Annotated in this window: 16 protein-coding genes and 2 pseudogenes; 3 read left to right on the top strand and 15 right to left on the bottom strand. The window is 73.7% G+C overall.

The features are described 5' to 3' along the window. Positions 1-21 precede the first annotated feature (21 nt). Both ACIA5G_RS32150 and ACIA5G_RS32145 read right to left on the bottom strand, forming a co-directional pair. Positions 22-99, bottom strand: a pseudogene (locus tag ACIA5G_RS32150) (DUF4326 domain-containing protein); the annotation flags it as partial. Between the two features lie 2 nt (positions 100-101). Then, positions 102-1019, bottom strand: coding sequence for an aminoglycoside phosphotransferase family protein (locus tag ACIA5G_RS32145; RefSeq protein ID WP_395929981.1), 918 nt, complete (start codon positions 1017-1019; stop codon positions 102-104). A gap of 234 nt (positions 1020-1253) precedes the next feature. Here ACIA5G_RS32145 and ACIA5G_RS32140 point away from each other — a divergent pair, with 234 nt between their 5' ends. Further along, positions 1254-1643, top strand: coding sequence for an STAS domain-containing protein (locus ACIA5G_RS32140; RefSeq protein ID WP_395929979.1), 390 nt, complete (start codon positions 1254-1256; stop codon positions 1641-1643). A gap of 4 nt (positions 1644-1647) precedes the next feature. Here the strand turns inward: ACIA5G_RS32140 and ACIA5G_RS32135 are convergent, their stop codons facing one another. The 10 genes from ACIA5G_RS32135 to ACIA5G_RS32090 form a co-directional block, all read right to left on the bottom strand. After that, positions 1648-2031 (bottom strand): response regulator transcription factor, encoded by a 384-nt coding sequence (locus ACIA5G_RS32135; RefSeq protein WP_395929977.1) that lies wholly within the window; start codon positions 2029-2031, stop codon positions 1648-1650. Beyond that, positions 2028-3803, bottom strand: a complete 1776-nt coding sequence (locus ACIA5G_RS32130) for a PAS domain S-box protein (RefSeq protein ID WP_395929975.1) — start codon at positions 3801-3803, stop codon at positions 2028-2030. The genes ACIA5G_RS32135 and ACIA5G_RS32130 overlap by 4 nt, the downstream gene beginning before the upstream one ends. Before the next feature lie 49 nt (positions 3804-3852). Continuing rightward, the gene (locus ACIA5G_RS32125; protein WP_395929973.1) at positions 3853-4251 is read right to left on the bottom strand and encodes an ATP-binding protein; all 399 of its coding nucleotides are present in this window, start codon (positions 4249-4251) and stop codon (positions 3853-3855) included. 72 nt (positions 4252-4323) lie between these two features. After that, positions 4324-4962 carry a response regulator transcription factor gene (locus ACIA5G_RS32120; RefSeq protein ID WP_395929971.1) on the bottom strand — a complete coding sequence of 213 codons (639 nt, stop codon included), beginning with the start codon at positions 4960-4962 and terminating at the stop codon, positions 4324-4326. A 66-nt stretch (positions 4963-5028) separates the two neighbouring features. Then, a complete protein-coding gene (locus ACIA5G_RS32115; RefSeq protein WP_395930332.1) occupies positions 5029-5481 on the bottom strand; it encodes a DUF6292 family protein in 453 nt (150 codons plus the stop codon). Positions 5482-5560: 79 nt separating this feature from the next. After that, positions 5561-6268: an RraA family protein gene (locus ACIA5G_RS32110; protein ID WP_395929969.1), complete on the bottom strand. Its 708-nt coding sequence runs from the start codon at positions 6266-6268 to the stop codon at positions 5561-5563. Positions 6269-6296: 28 nt separating this feature from the next. Next, positions 6297-6620, bottom strand: coding sequence for a divalent-cation tolerance protein CutA (cutA, locus tag ACIA5G_RS32105; protein ID WP_395929967.1), 324 nt, complete (start codon positions 6618-6620; stop codon positions 6297-6299). Between the two features lie 10 nt (positions 6621-6630). Beyond that, positions 6631-7803 (bottom strand): MFS transporter, encoded by a 1173-nt coding sequence (locus tag ACIA5G_RS32100; protein WP_395929965.1) that lies wholly within the window; start codon positions 7801-7803, stop codon positions 6631-6633. Positions 7804-7893: 90 nt separating this feature from the next. Continuing rightward, positions 7894-9474: an Hsp70 family protein gene (locus ACIA5G_RS32095; protein WP_395929963.1), complete on the bottom strand. Its 1581-nt coding sequence runs from the start codon at positions 9472-9474 to the stop codon at positions 7894-7896. A gap of 1 nt (position 9475) precedes the next feature. Further along, the gene (locus tag ACIA5G_RS32090) at positions 9476-10210 is read right to left on the bottom strand and encodes a hypothetical protein (protein WP_395929961.1); all 735 of its coding nucleotides are present in this window, start codon (positions 10208-10210) and stop codon (positions 9476-9478) included. A 4-nt stretch (positions 10211-10214) separates the two neighbouring features. Between ACIA5G_RS32090 and ACIA5G_RS32085 the strand changes: the two genes are divergently transcribed. After that, complete coding sequence (locus ACIA5G_RS32085; protein WP_395930330.1) at positions 10215-10298, top strand: FDLD family class I lanthipeptide; 84 nt, start codon at positions 10215-10217, stop codon at positions 10296-10298. A 48-nt stretch (positions 10299-10346) separates the two neighbouring features. Continuing rightward, positions 10347-10727 (top strand): hypothetical protein, encoded by a 381-nt coding sequence (locus ACIA5G_RS32080; protein WP_395929959.1) that lies wholly within the window; start codon positions 10347-10349, stop codon positions 10725-10727. On the opposite strand, the gene ACIA5G_RS32075 is transcribed toward ACIA5G_RS32080, so the two are convergent. The 3 genes and pseudogenes from ACIA5G_RS32075 to ACIA5G_RS32065 all read right to left on the bottom strand — a co-directional run. After that, positions 10696-12171, bottom strand: coding sequence for a dynamin family protein (locus ACIA5G_RS32075; protein ID WP_395929957.1), 1476 nt, complete (start codon positions 12169-12171; stop codon positions 10696-10698). The genes ACIA5G_RS32080 and ACIA5G_RS32075 overlap by 32 nt on opposite strands. Next, positions 12168-14009, bottom strand: coding sequence for a dynamin family protein (locus ACIA5G_RS32070; protein ID WP_395929955.1), 1842 nt, complete (start codon positions 14007-14009; stop codon positions 12168-12170). Before ACIA5G_RS32070 ends, ACIA5G_RS32075 begins: the two co-directional genes overlap by 4 nt. A gap of 26 nt (positions 14010-14035) precedes the next feature. Further along, positions 14036-14418, bottom strand: a pseudogene (locus ACIA5G_RS32065) (glycoprotein); the annotation flags it as partial.

The raw sequence follows: 14418 nt of genomic DNA, 5'->3' as shown, positions 1-14418 counted from the left end.
TCGCAGAGGGGGTGTGTTTCGTTACCGCCCGTGATCTGCGAGTTCGGCGATCACCTGGGCGTGGCACGGCTCGGGCACGCACCAGCACCCGAGGCGCCGTCCTACGCGGCGGCCGCCTGGTGGTCCGCCACCAGCTCGTCCAACCGCCGCCGCGCCCGGCCGGCGTCCGGACCGGTCAGCTCCGCCCGGGTCGGCAGCACCGCCGTCAAACCCCAGGCGCGACCGCGCGCCCAGGTGGCGTCGTCGATGTCGAGCGCCGCGCGGAACACCCGCCGTCCCGCCGGGGACAGCACCGACCACGCCGCGATGAGGTCGCACGCGGGGTCGCCGACGGCCATCGTCCCGAAGTCGATCACCGCGCTCAGCCGGCCGTCGCGGGCCAGGAGGTTCGCCGGCGCCGGATCGCCGTGGATCCACACCGGCGGGCCGTCCCACGGCGGGGCCGCGCGGGCCGCCTCCCACACCGCCGCCACCGCGCCGACGTCGATCAGGCCGGCCAGCGCCTCGATCCGGGAGGCGAGCCGGACCGGCGCGATCGCCGAATCACGCTCGTCGGTCGTCGAGACGCCGCGGAAGCCGTTGCTCCACTGCGGAGGCGGCCCGCCGGTGGTGTCCGCCCGGCGCAACGCGGCGAAGAACCCGGCGAGGCCTTCCGCCGGGTCCGCCACCCCGTCCGGATCCAGCGGGCCGCCGGGCAGCCAGCTCAGCACCGACCACGGGAAGGGGTAGCCCGCCCCCGGCTTCCCGGCACCCAGCGGCACCGGGACCGGCAGCGGCAGCCCGGGCGCCAGCTTCGGCAGCCATTCCTGCTCCCGCGCGACCTGCCCGGCCCAGCGCGCGAACCGCGGCAGCCGCACCGACATCTCCGGTCCCAGGCGGTACGTGGCGTTGTCGACGCCTTGCGCCGGCGCGGGCTCGAGCGGCAGCCCGGCCCACTGCGGGAACTGCGTCTCGACCAGGCGCCGGACGACGGGCACCGTGATGGTCGCTTCGGCGGAAGACAGGTCTCCGGTGGTCAAGGCGCCCCTCACGTCGGCTGCGGTCCGCGGCCGATCCCACCGGGCCGCGCCGCGGCTGTCCACCGAATTTGCCCCGCTGGTCCACCTAGTGCAGATGCACTATGCTGACCGTTCACGGTTGAGCCGTCAGCCGCCGCCGGACGTTCCGCGCCCGGGCCGGCAGGCTGCCCTCACCGGCACCTCCTCCCCCGACGTCCGGTCCGCTTCCGCTGCCCGATGAAAGGGTGTGCCGCGATGGTTCCCGAACCACGCCCGGCCGACCACGAGCTCACCACCGCCTGGATCAACGCCCACGGCCGCATGACCCTGCGCGTCCTCCGCCCCGCCCGGCACACCGTCCTGGTCGAGGTGGCCGGCGAAATCGACCTGAGCACCGCCCGCCGGCTCGACGAAGTCCTCGGGTCCCGGATCCGCAGCCAGGTCCGGGAGGTCGTCGTCGACCTCACCGGCGTCACGTTCTTCTCCGTCGCCGGGCTGAACTCGCTGCTGCGCGCCCAGCTCCTCGCCGACGCCGCCGGGGCCCACCTCACCGTGGAACCCGGGCAGTCCCGTGCCGTGCGGCGGCTGTTCACCTTGCTGCCGATGGACTTCTACGGCGTGATGAACACCCGGCCGGTCGGCTGACCGCTCACGAGGAGGACGTCCCGCGGCCCAGCCGCCGGACGGCTTCGACGATCGCCCGGTTCGGCGCGCCCTTCACCAGGTACTCGGTGACGCCGGCCGCGGCGAGGCCGGCCATCGAGGCCCGGTCCGCGTAGGCGGAGAAGGCCAGGATCGCGGTGCCGGGACTGCACCGGGCGATCTCGCGCGCGGCCCGGGCGCCGCCCCCGCCCGGCATCCGGACGTCGAGGACCGCGACCGAGGGCCGGTGGTGCTCGGCGAGCCGGATCGCCTCGTCCGCGTCGGCGGCGACCGCGACCACGGCGATGTCGGGCTCCTCGTCCAGGACCTCCTTGAGGACGTCGCGGATCAGCACGTCGTCGTCGGAGATCAGCACCCGCAGCTCGGTCACGGTTCGAGTCCCGTCGCGTCGGGCAGCATCGGCAGCCAGAACTCGACAACCGTGCCGTCACCCGGGACGCCGGCCACCGACAGCCAGCCGTGCGCCGCTTCGGCGCGTTCGTGCATCTCGACCAGCCCGAAGTGCCCGGAGCCGGCGTCGTCCCCCGGCGTGCCGACACCGTCGTCGGTGATCCGCACCAGCGTTCCGTTGTCCACTGTGGACAGCGTGAGGTCGACCCGGGTGGCCCGGGCGTGCTTGTGGACGTTGCTCAGCGCCTCCTGGCAGATCCGGTAGACGGTGATCGCCGCCGCCGGGGACGGTTCGGCGGTGAGCTCGTCGCGCACCGAGTGCGCCAGGCCCCACCGGCCCGCGACCTCGTCGACGTACCCGGACACCGCCTCCACCAGCCCGCGCTGGTCGAGCTCGGGCGGCCGCAGCCGGGACACCAGGCCCCGCAGCCTGGCGATGGCGGCCTGCACCGACTCGTCGAGCCCGCCGACCGCGCTCGCGTGCGGCTCCGGCAGCCGGGAGGCGAGCAGCTGCAGCCGCATCCCGACCGCGACCATGGACTGGATCGACTCGTCGTGGACGTCCCAGGCGATCCGGCGCCGCTCCACCTCCTGCGCGTCCACGAGGTGGCCGACGAGCCGGCGGCGTTCGCGCAGGGCCTGCTCGGCGTTGCGGCGTTCGGTCATGTCGCGGGTGACCTTCCCGAAGCCGTGCAACCGGTGCTCCTTGTCGAACAACGCCGTGATCACCACGTTCGCCCAGAACCGGGTGCCGTCCTTGCGCACCCGCCACCCTTCGTCTTCGAGACGTCCCTGGTCGATCGCGATCTCCAGCTCACGCGCGGGCTTTCCCGCCGCCACGTCCTCGGGCGGGTAGAACACCGAGAAGTGCTGGCCGATGATCTCGCCCGCCGCATAACCCTTGATCCGCTCCGCCCCCGCGTTCCAGCTCGAAATCCGGCCGTCCCGGTCCAGCATGAAGATCCCGTAGTCCTGGACGTTCTGCACCAGGAGCCGGAACCGTTCTTCGCTTTCCTGCAGCGCCAGTTCGGCCGCGCGGCGTTCGGTCAGGTCCCGGGTGACCTTGCCGAAGCCCCGCAGCCGCCCCTGCTCGTCGACCAGCGCCGTGATCACCACGTTGGCCCAGAACCGGCTGCCGTCCTTGCGCACCCGCCAGCCCTCGTCCTCCAGCCGGCCCTGCTCGGCCGCGACTTCCAGCTCACGCGCGGGCTTTCCCGCCGCCAGGTCCTCCGGCGGGTAGAACACCGAAAAATGCTGCCCGACGATCTCCCCCGCCGCATAACCCTTGATCCGCTCCGCCCCCGCGTTCCAGCTCGAAATCCGCCCGCCCGGGTCGAGCAGGAAGATCGCGTAGTCCTGCACGCTGCGCACCAGCAGGCCGAACCGGTCTTCACTCGCCGGCGACGGCCCGCCGAGGCCGGCCGGATCGCGGACGACCTGGCCGAAGCCGCGCACCCGCCCCTGCTCGTCGAACAGGGCCGCGATCGACGTGACCGCCCGGAACCGGGTGCCGTCCTTGCGCACCCGCCCGCCCTCGCCGTCCAGGTGCCCCCGCTCGGCCGCGATCTCGAGGTCGCGGGCCGGCTTCCCCGCCGCCACGTCTTCCGGCGGGTAGAGGATCGAAAAATGCCGGCCGACGATCTCCCGCGCCGGGTAGCCCGTGACGCGTTCGGCCTCCGCGTTCCAGCCCGCCACCCGTCCGTCCGGGTCGAGCAGGAAGATCGTGTGTCCCGGCCGAAGCGCCTCGTCCATGCGGCAACTGTGCCGGACGGACGTCCGCGTGGCACGGCGTGGCCGGCGCTCAGCCCGCGAGCTCGGCGGACGTGGCGGGCAGCGCACACCAGACCACCTTCCCCCGGCCGTGGCGCGCGATCCCCCAGTCCAGGGCCAGCCGGTCGACGAGGGCGAGCCCCCAGCCACCGTCGTCACCGGCGGGCCGGCGCACCGGCGGTGCCGGGTCGTCGTCGAACACCTCGACGCGGATGCGTTCGGCCCCCACGCTCAGCCGCAGGACGGGATTCGCGCCGCCGTGCTGCAGCGCGTTGGTCGCGAGTTCGGTGACCGCCAGCAGGACGTCGTCGACGGCGGTGGCGTCCGTCCAGGCCAGCAGTGCGAGGCGGGTGAACCGGCGCACGGCGGCGAGTCCGCCCGCCGGATCGGTCAGGGCGCACTCCGCGACGAGCGGGGCCGGGCTCTCCACGACGTCAAGGGTGCTCCGGGGCGCGGCCCTGCACGAGATGCAAGCGGCACCGGTCCCCCTGGTGCACCTGCATCAGGTGATGAGGCCCTCCCGGCGGGCCACGGCGACCGCTTCGAGCTTCGAGCGCGCGCCGAGCTTCTCCAGCACACGCTGCACGTGGTTGCGCGTGGTGTTGCGGGAGACGCCCAGCCGCCGGCCGATCTCGTCGGTGGTGGCGCCTTCGGCGAGCAGGTCGAGCGTCTCCCGCTCCCGCGTGGTCAGCGCCGCGCCGGGGGCACGTCCGGTGAGCTGGTCGAAGACCCCGGGCAGCAGGTCCGGGTCGAAGACGACTCCGCCGGCGGCGACGTCCCGCACCGCCGACTCCAGCACGCCCAGCTGCGACGACTTGAGCAGCAGCCCCGCTCCGCCCGCCTTGGCCACCTGCACGGCGATCGCCGGGGTCGCGTCGCCGGTCAGCACGAGCACGCGGGCGCCACCCGAACCGAGCTCCGCGATGACACCCAGGGCGTCGCCGTCCGGCAGCCGCCGGTCCAGCACCACGACGTCCGGCCCGTGCGCACGCGTATCGGTGACGGCTTCGGCCCGCGACCGGGCCCGGCCGACCACGGTGATCCCGTCGGCGCGGTCGAGAGCCAGTTGCAGCGCCTCCGCCACCATGTCGTGGTCCTCCACCAGGAGAACGCGGACGGGCGGGGGTGCATCAGGGCTCACGGGGGTTCCCTCACTGGACGGTGCCGACGGCCCATCCTATGCGCCGGACGCCGGCGCCGAGGCCGCTCACCAGGTCGGGGAGCTCGATCGCAGCAGGCCCTCGGGTCCGATGACCGGCAGCCGGCCGACGAGCTCTTCGTGGTCACCCGCCGTCCGGAACACCGGCGGGCGGAGCGGACCGGCGGGTGCGCCGGCCGTCCGCAGCACCTCGACGAACCGGCCGACCGTGCGCGGCGGCGGCACGACTTCACCGCCGCCGAGGTAGGCGAGCACCTCCGCCGTCTCCCCGCTCGCGGGTTCGACAACCGCCGACCAGCCGTGCACCTCGTCCCAGACGAGGGCGAGCTCGTGGTCCGGCCGGTCCGGCAGCGCGCGGTCGAGGGCGACGTACCCGGAGCTGGGCACACCGAGGTCGAGCGAACACGATTCGAAGCCGACTCCGACGGTCTTCGCGACCCGCGCGAGGTAGGCCCGCAGGCCGCGGGCGAAGTGGTACTCGCTGTCCTTGCCGAAGTCCATGTGCGTGGTCACGATCGTGCCTCCTGGGCCGGTGCGCCGTCCGGATACCCGGTGACGGTGCAGCTCACACCCGATCGGGTCACTCCTCGACCGCACCGCCGACGGCACGCAGGTGCGCGCGGAAGGTCAGCGACGGGTCCGCCTCCCGCGCGGCGAGGAAGTCGGCGAAGCGCACCTGTTCCCGCAACGACTCGCCGGCGCGGATCCGGTCGGCCTGGCGGCGTTCGGTGTCGCGGATGCCTTCGGCGAGCGTGAACAGCTCGCCGGCCCGGGCCAGCGGGACGAAGAGGACACCGTCGTCGTCACCCAGCACGAGGTCCGACGGCCCGATCCGCCAGGTGCCGACCACCGCTTCGGCCAGGCCGCCGTCGATGCGCGGGCCGAGGCTCAGCGGGCCGGTGGGGAGCGAGCCGAGGCTGAACACCGGCAGGCCGATGGCGCGGATGTCGGCGGTGTCGCGGTGCAGGCCCCAGATGACGACGCCGGACAGCCCGGCCGCGCGCGCCTCCAGCACCATGAGGTCGCCGACGCAGCTTTCGTCGAGGCGGCCGCCGTTGTCGACCACCAGCACCCCGCCGGCGGTGGCGGTTTCGAACACCTCCAGGAAGACGTCGACACTGCCGACGTGCCGGACCGGGATCGCCGGTCCGAAGAGGCGGTTGCCCGGCGTCACCGCGCGGGTTCCCGCCGGGGCGCAGCGCACCGGGAGCCCGGCGCGGATGCACGCGTCCGCGAGGTGGGCCGTGGTCAGTGTCGCGAAGCGCTGCTTGAGTCCTTCGTGCTCCATCCCCCGACCGTAATCAGGAATCCGGGCGTCAGCCACGGGTTTCGGCGGTCAGCCAGGCCAGGTACCCGGCGCTCCCGCCTTCGACGGGCGTGGCGATGATCTCCGGCAGGTCGTAGGTGTGCAGCTGCCCGAGGCGCTCGGTCAGCTCGGGCACGCGGGCGGCGGTCGTCTTGATCTCGACGCGCCACTCCTGGTCGGTGCGCACCTCGCCCTCCCAGCGGTAGACGCTGGTCACCGGCCCGACCACCTGCGCGCAGGCCCCCAGCCGGGCTTCCACCGCCGCGGCGGCCAGCTCCCGCGCCGCCGCTTCGGAGTCGGTCGTGGACGTCACGATCACGTGCTCTGCCGCCATGTCCGCGACATTACCGGCGGCGCAGGCCGTGCATCGCCACTGCACCGAGCAGCGGCCCCACCGCGAGCGCCGGCCCGGCCGCACGCCAGCCGGCCGCGTCGGCCACCAGCGGCAGCAGCTGGATCGTGGCCGCGCTCAGCAGGAACCCGAACGCCGTCATCGCGGTGAGCGCGGTGCCGACGTACCGCGGGTCCGCCGTCTCGGCGAGGGCGGCGGAGAACTGGCCGGAGTCGGCGATGACGGCGACACCCCACACGAGCAGCACCGGCAGCAGCAGGCCGGCACCGGCCGCCGGGTAGGACAGCAGCGCGCAGCCCGCGCTGACGAGCAGCGCCGTCATCGCGACGGCCGCCCGGCCGCAGCGGTCCGAGAGGGCGCCGCCCAGCAGGCACCCCACCGCGCCGCACAGGCCGATCACGGCGAACGTCGTCAGCCCGCCCGGCCCACCGGTCGCGGCGAGGTAGGCCGGCAGCCACGCCCACAGCGCGTAAAGCTCCCACATGTGGCCGAAGTAGCCGAGGCACACCAGCCGCTGACGGCGGTCGGCCACCATCCGCAGCAGGTACCGGAGCGACCACGGCGGCGCCGCGGCCGAGGCCGGTCCCGGGCGGACGAACACCAGCGTGATGCCCGCGCCGAGCGTCGCCAGCGCGGCCGAGCAGAGCAGGACCGCTTGCCACGGAACGGAAGTCAGCGCCGCCGGGAGGCTGGGCAGGGCCGACCCGAGGGTCAGCGCGCCCAGCAGCACGCCGAGCGCGATCCCCCGCCGCCGCGGAAACCACGACACGACGACCTTCATCCCGACGGGGTAGACCCCGGCGAGCGCGAAGCCGGTCAAGAACCGCAGCGGGACGACCACCCCGTGCGCGCCGGCGCACCACGGCAGCACCGCCGTCACCACCGCCGCCAGCAGGGCGCTGCCCGCGATCAGCACCTGCGGCCGGACGCGGTCGGCGAGGTTGAGCGCGGCCGAAACGACCGCGCCACCGGCAAAACCCACCTGGACGGCCACCGTCAGCAGGATCGTGTGCTCGCGGGAAAGCCCCCATTCCGCGCGCAGCGCCGGGACCACCGCCGACGCCGAAAACCAGACGCTCATCACGCACACCTGCACCGCGGCCAGCAGCGCGAGCTGCCGGGCACCGGTGGTGGGCCGCGCCGGTGCGGGCCGGAGAGTGATCACCCGCTCTACTTGTGATCACCCGGCGGCCCCGGTCAACGCCGGCGGCCGCCCCTTCACCCCATGGGCTGGAAAACTTCTCACATCCTGGGCTCAGGTCGTGGTCTTCGCACTCGTCGTGGTCGTCGGCGTGGTGGTCGTGGTCGTCGGTGTGGTCGTCCGGGTCGGGGTGGTGGTCCTCGGCGGTGTCTTGCGCCGGGTCGACGCCGGCGGGTTCGTGCGCTGCGGCACGACCGACGCCTGGGTCGTCTGCGGGTCCTCCGGCGACGGCAGCGTCACCAGGGTCGGCGTCTCGGTCGCCGAGCTCGAAGGTGCCGTCCCGCCGGACGGGCTGCCGCCGGAGCTGGCGACCGCGACGGCGACGCCGCCGATCGCCACCACCGCGACCGCGCACAGCCCGATGACGACCCCGCGGCGCGAAGCCCGCCGTCCGGGGCTCGCGGCGTCGGCTTTGCCCCGCCCCAGCGACGGCGGCGGCGCACCCGCGCCGAACCCCGGGGTGGCCAGCTCGCGCGTTTCCTCGCGCGGCGCCGGCACCCGGGCGACGTCGGGCTGCGGAGGCGGCGGCACCGGCCGGATCGCCGGCTGCGAGCGGGTCGCCTGCACCAGCCCGGACCGGCCGGACGCCAGCGCCGCCGCCCCGAGCGCGACGCCGTACTTCGGGTGGATGTCGACCGCGGTCGGCCGGCCGAGCTCGGCCGACACCAGCTGGGACACCAGCGGGATCCGCGACGAACCGCCGACCAGCAGTACCGCGCCGAGGTCGGCCGGGCGCAGGTTCGCCGAGCGCAGCGCCCGGTGCAGCGACCCGATCGTCGCGGTGATCGACGGGCGGACCATCTCCTCGAACTCGCCGCGGGTCAGCCGCACCTCGGTCTGCACCGACGGCAGCAGCACCGGGACGGCGGTTTCGGTGTCGGCGGAGAGGGCTTCCTTGGCCAGCACGCATTCCTGCCGCAGCCGCACGACCGCCGCCACCGCACCGGCGTCGTCGGGGTCGATCTGCGACAGCTTGCCGTCGAGCGCGCGGTCGACGTGCCCGAACACGGCTTCGTCGAAGTCGACACCGCCGAGGCCTTCGATCCCTTCCGGGGTGCCGAGGATCTCGAAGCCGCCCCCGCGCTTGCGGAGCACAGTCGCGTCGAAGGTCCCGCCGCCGAGGTCGTACACCGCGACGACGGCGCCGTCCTCCAGCCGTTCCTGGGCCGCGTAGTGCGCCGCCGCGGCCTCGGGCTCGGTGATCAGGCCGACCCGTTCGATCCCGGTCAGCCGGGGCACCTGCTCGAACAGCTCCCGCTTGTACGGCCCCCAGTTCGCCGGGTGGGTCAGGGTGATCCGGTCGGGCCGGCCGCCCTGCTGCCCGGCGACCGTCCGCACCACGTACCCGAGCAGGTGCGCCATCAGCGACGCCACCGAATGCGGCGCGCCGCCGAGCAGCACCGGCGTCGGGTCGCCCAGGCGCCGCTTGAACTCCCGCGCCACGCGGTCCGGCTCCACGGCCGCCCGCCGGCTCGCCGCGTCCCCGACCAGCACACCGCCGTCGGCCCGCAACAGCACCACCGACGGGATCGCCGCGGTGCGGTCGCCGAGGGACACCATTTCGACGTGGCCGGCGCTGTCGACGGCGGCGGCCGTGAAGGTCGTGCCGAGGTCGATGCCCAGTCCGTAGCCCATGTCAGCCTCCGCCATCCGCGTGCGCGTGATCCAGAATCGGGTGATCGTCCGGAACCGGCTGCGGCTCCTCGACGGGGTGTTCTTGGTGGTCTTCGTGCGCCGGTGGGCCGGGCGGCTCCGCCGGCGGTTCCGGCGGCAGGTCGTGCGGCTCCCGCGGCGGCTCCTCCGGGACGCGCCCGGTGTCCGGCTCGGGGTGCCGCTCGCGGGGCGGTTCGAACGGGCGCTCCTCTTCGGCCGGGTGCGCCCGGGTCCCCGTGACCTCGCCGGCGTCGTGGTGCTTCGGCTCGGGTTCGGTGACGAAGCTGTGCTTCACCGCCGGCTGCTCGGTCAGCGCGGACGTCGCGGCGAGCGTCGTCTCGACCGCGACCGGCTGAGCGTCCACAGTGGACGGCTGACGGCTGAACGTGACGACCGGCGGGGCCGGCGGCCCGGGCAGCGACGGCGCCGGCGCGGTGACCGACGCGGTCACGGTGGTGCCGCGGGCCTTGTCGGTGATCACCTCGGTCTGGTGGATCGTCGGCCCGGCGGGCTCGCCGAACGGGTCCTCGGCCGTGGCCGCCTCGTCCACCGTGACCTCGACCTCGATGCCGGGCGGGCCGGTCTCGGCCTCGTCGAGCACGACGGTCTCGTCCTGGAAGACCTCGATGTCGCCGTGTCCCGGCGCGTCGGGCGTGAGCTCGTAGGTCAGCGACCCCTCGTGCTCCACGGTGATCGTGCCGTCCGGGTTCTCGTGCACGACGATGTCGGCGTCCTGGAAGATGTCGATGTCCGTGTCACCCGGGGTCCCGTCGCCGGGCACCACGAGGTGCTGGTGCTCCACGTAGACCTCGTCGTGGCCGTTGTTGTGCACCACGAACCGCTCGGTCGCATCGATGACGAAGTTGCCGAACTCGTCCTCGCGGACGTCGATCTGCTCGAACTCCTCGACGGTGGGCAGGTCCTCCAGCGGCACGCCGTCGGCGGTCTCCGGGTGCCAGACGGTGCCGGTCTCCGCCGCCACCGAGCCGTCCTCGCCGCGGGTGACCGTGCTGATCTCCACCTCGGGCACGTACTCGTGGCCGGTCTCCGGCTGCGCGGTCTCCGCGGCGGCCGGCTCCGGGTCGGGGGGCGGCGGTGGCGGCGGGGTCTCGCCGGGGGTCAGCGCGTTGCCGACGACCTCGGACAGAACGGCGCCCGCGCCGGCGACGACCGCCCTCTTGACCTTCGACTTCGGGTGGTCGTTCACGACAAGACCTCCGCCCGGGCTTCGCTGAGCAGGATTCCTTCGCAGGTGCGGACGAGCACGCGGGCGGCGTCGCGGACGTCGCGCGGGGAGGCGGGGTGCTCGGCGCGCCGCTGCCACCTCAGCAGCTGCGCGCCGAGCGCCTGCCGGACCGCGGCGCGGCCCGCGTCCGCCGGCAGCCCCAGCCGGCTCGGCACGTCCACCCCGGCCGCGCCGAGCAGGCGTTCCGCGTCGCGGGCTTCGTCGGTGGTGAACAGCACCACCCCGAGCCGGATCGAGTCGATCAGCTGGATCTCGGCGAACTCGTGCGCGCCGGCGACGATCCGCTCCCACTCGTGCAGCAGTCCCCCGGTGCGGTCCGGGAAGGTGCGCAGCACGAGCTCCACCGCCTGCAGCGCCGAACGCGCCTTGAGCACGTCCGCCCGCGCGGCGAACTGCGTGGTCAGCAGCGACCGCAGGCCGTGCAGGCCGCTGCGGGCCAGCAGCTCCCCCGACAGCGCCCGCGCGCCGGTGACCAGCCCGCCGCGCGTCAGCTCGACCGACAGCCGGACGCCGAACAGGCCGTAGCGGGCCAGCAGGTCGGTGCGCTCGGCCGCGGAAACGTCCACTTCGGACTCGCCGCGGGCGAACCGGTCGGCCGACGTCAGCAGGCGGGCGACTTCGGCCTCCGGCGCGGCGGCCAGCACCCGGAACGCCCGGTGCTCGGACTCCTTCAGCGACGCGGCCGAGCTGGCCAGCAGGCCGGCCACCGGCACCACGGTCTGGCAGAGCCCGCGAACCCGGGCGTCGCGGGCGTACCGGCCGGCGATCTTCGCCGCCGAGTCCAGCGCGTCGGCCCGCGCGTGGCCGACCTCGTCGGCCCGGGCGAGCACCCCGATGGTGTTCACCGGGCGCCGCTGCGCCGGGTCGTCGTGGAACGCCTCGAGGAACCGGACGTCGTCACCGTGCACGTGCCGCATCAGGTAGATCACCGCGTCCGCGGTGCCGACGCCGTCCCCCTCGGGGACCAGCGCGACCTCGGTGCGCTCGGACACCGCCGGCCGTGCCGAGCCCAGCCCGGGTGTGTCGATCAGCGTCATCACCCGCAGCGCGGGGGACGGCCAGTCGACAACGAGCCGGTCGACGTCGCCGGGCGGCATGCCCAGCTCGAGGCCGAGCGTGCCGGACAGCCGCCCGAACGGCAGCTGGCGTGGCATCCCGCGCACCGGGTGCAGCATGATCCGGTAGGTCGGGCCGTTGCGGTACCAGGTGACGACCCGGGTGCACTCCCCCGCGTCGGTCGCCGCGAGCTCCTGGCCGACCAGCGCGTTGAGCAAAGTGGACTTCCCGGCCTTGACCCGGCCGGCGATCGCGACCCGCAGCGGCTCGGCGAGCCGGCCGGCGATCTGCCGCAGCGCGGGCTCGGCGGGGGTGCCGGCGTACCCGGCACACGCGCGGGCGATGAACCCGCGAACCTGGACGTAGAGCGTGGTCATCGGGTCACCGCCGGAACCGGCTTCGGCGCACTGCGCAGGGTGAGCTCGTCCGCGCGGCGGCCGAGGACTTCGAGGGCTTCGATGTCGGCCTCCAGGCGCTTGAGCTCGCCGGACTCGGCGTCGTCCTCGACGACGGCCTTCTTCGCCGCGGCCAGCGCTTCGGTCAGGGACCGCTGCAGTTCTTCGACGCGTGCGCTGTAGGCGTCACGCAGCTCCCGCTGCACGATCCGCATCGCGTCGCGGGAGTCCTTGCCGACCTGGAGGTTGAACTCGTCGACGAACCGGCGTACCGCGGTCTTGGCCAGGGTGCGGCGCTTTTCCAGCTGCCGCTTGCGTTCGTCGACAAAACCGGAGCGGCCCATCAGCAGGCCGGCGGCGACGCCGAACGGGGTCGGGATGGCCAGCGCGGCCATCTTCGTCAGCATGGAGAACATCAGGAAGCCGCTGTAGGCCTTCTGGAACGCGGCCATCCCGGTGGCGCCGCGGGTCTTGACACCGGTGAACGACGAGTCGATGTCGATCTCCTCGACGACCTTCACCGGCGCCTGCACCTCGCGCGGCAGCACGGCCTGGGACTCGGCGAGCTCGAAGTGCTCGGCCACCCGGGTGGCGAGGCCGCGGGCCTGCTTGACGAACGTCGCGTAGTTCTCGAGCGTTTCGTTCGCCAGGCGCTGCCGCAGCCACTTCTCGAACTCGGCCCAGTTCTTGGCGGGATCACCGTCTTCGATGGCCTCTTCGGCCTCGTGCAGCACACCGCGGGAGCGGGCGCGCAGGTCGTAGTCCACATCGGACGAAATGTCGGCGAAGCCGTCGAAGAGCAGCTGCTGCCACTTCGCGGACTGGCTGCGCAGCGCGTCGACGCGGTCGTTGACCCGGCCGAGCTCCGCGACGAGGGCGGCGGACTGCTCGGGGTGCGCGAGCGAGGTGCGGCGGGCGCGCAGGGCCGCGTGCAGCTGCCCGACCGCGGACCCGACGTGCAGGCCGACGGCGTTGAGCGCGGACCGCTCGGCGTCCCCGACCACGCCCTGCAGGTACTTGACCAGCTGCGGGAAGCCGGATTCGACGTTCATCCCCTGGTCGGCCGACCGGGCGGCCACGGTGCGCAGCTCCGACGACACCGCGACGGTGTCGAGCGGGATGCCGCACGCTTCGAGGTGGCCGGTGTTGAGCTCGAGGATCCGCCGCCACTGCGGGTAGAGGTCGATCTTGGTGAGGACGAAGAAGACGCTCGGGCAGAGTTCTTTCACCGTCCGGAGGAACCGGAGCTCGGCGCCGGTCAGCTCCTGCGAGGCGTCGGAGAGGAACAGCACGGCGTGCGCCCGCGGCAGCGAGCTGACCGTGACGGCGTTGTGCAGCGAGCCGAGCCCGCCGACACCGGGGGTGTCGACCAGCACCAGCCCGCCCGAGAGCAGCTGGCGGCTGATCGACGCCGTGACCGACCGCAGCTTCCGCAGGTTGCCGGGATTGCCGGCTTCACTCACGTGAGTGGGCAGGTCTTCGAGCGAGATCCGCTCGGTCCACGGCGGCGACGACGGATCGGCCGGCTCGTAGGTCGCCAGAGCCCCGGACTCCGGCGCGAACCGGACGACCGTCGGCACCGCGGTCGCGATGTCGTCGTCGACCGGGCAGATCTTCGCGGTCAGCAGGGCGTTGATGAGCGAACTCTTGCCCTGCTTGAACTCCCCGACGACGTAGACGGTGACGTCGGGCTCGGACAGCAGGCGCCGGGCGTCGGTGAGGCGCCGGACGAGGTCGTCCCGCCCGTACGCCTGCGCACCCTTGACCGCGAGGTCGAGTGTGTCGAGGGCGATGGGCCCCCCGCCGCTCGGCTCCTGCATGACCGCTCCTTCAGCTTCCCGCCGGCTCAGCAGTGCGGGTCGACGTCGTGGTGCTGGTAGTCGGCGTGGTGGTCGTGGCCGCCGTGGTGCTCGCGCTCGTGGCCGTGGTGCTCACGTTCGTGGCCGTGGTGCTCGGCCTGCTCGTTGAACTGGTTCCCACCGTGGCCGCCCGAGCCCTGTTCGTTCTGGAAGATGTTGCCGTGGCCGCCCGTGGAGGCCTGCTCGTTGAACTGGTTCCCACCGTGGCCGGCGCCCTGCTGGTTCTGGAAGATGTTCCCGTGGCCGCCGGTCGAGGCCTGCTCGTTGAACTGGTTCCCGCCGCCGTGCCCGCCGGAACCCTGCTCGTTCTGGAAGATGCTTCCGTGGCCGCCCGTGGAGGCCTGCTCGTTGAACTGGTTCCCGCCGCCGT

The sequence above is a fragment of the Amycolatopsis sp. NPDC051758 genome, from assembly GCF_044453095.1.
Lineage (GTDB): Bacteria > Actinomycetota > Actinomycetes > Mycobacteriales > Pseudonocardiaceae > Amycolatopsis.
Note: the sequence above shows the minus strand (reverse complement) of the source record. Positions and strands in the feature narration are given on the sequence as shown.

Bases quoted from the DNA above. Each gene is read 5' to 3' on its own strand.
- ACIA5G_RS32140 (WP_395929979.1), top strand. From the start codon at position 1,254: ATGGTTCCCGAACCACGCCCGGCCGACCACGAGCTCACCACCGCCTGG.
- ACIA5G_RS32130 (WP_395929975.1), bottom strand. From the start codon at position 3,803: ATGGACGAGGCGCTTCGGCCGGGACACACGATCTTCCTGCTCGACCCG.
- ACIA5G_RS32115 (WP_395930332.1), bottom strand. From the start codon at position 5,481: ATGGACTTCGGCAAGGACAGCGAGTACCACTTCGCCCGCGGCCTGCGG.
- ACIA5G_RS32110 (WP_395929969.1), bottom strand. From the start codon at position 6,268: ATGGAGCACGAAGGACTCAAGCAGCGCTTCGCGACACTGACCACGGCC.
- cutA (WP_395929967.1), bottom strand. From the start codon at position 6,620: ATGGCGGCAGAGCACGTGATCGTGACGTCCACGACCGACTCCGAAGCG.
- ACIA5G_RS32095 (WP_395929963.1), bottom strand. From the start codon at position 9,474: ATGGGCTACGGACTGGGCATCGACCTCGGCACGACCTTCACGGCCGCC.
- ACIA5G_RS32085 (WP_395930330.1), top strand. From the start codon at position 10,215: ATGTCGGCGTCCTGGAAGATGTCGATGTCCGTGTCACCCGGGGTCCCG.
- ACIA5G_RS32080 (WP_395929959.1), top strand. From the start codon at position 10,347: ATGACGAAGTTGCCGAACTCGTCCTCGCGGACGTCGATCTGCTCGAAC.
- ACIA5G_RS32075 (WP_395929957.1), bottom strand. From the start codon at position 12,171: ATGACCACGCTCTACGTCCAGGTTCGCGGGTTCATCGCCCGCGCGTGT.
- ACIA5G_RS32070 (WP_395929955.1), bottom strand. From the start codon at position 14,009: ATGCAGGAGCCGAGCGGCGGGGGGCCCATCGCCCTCGACACACTCGAC.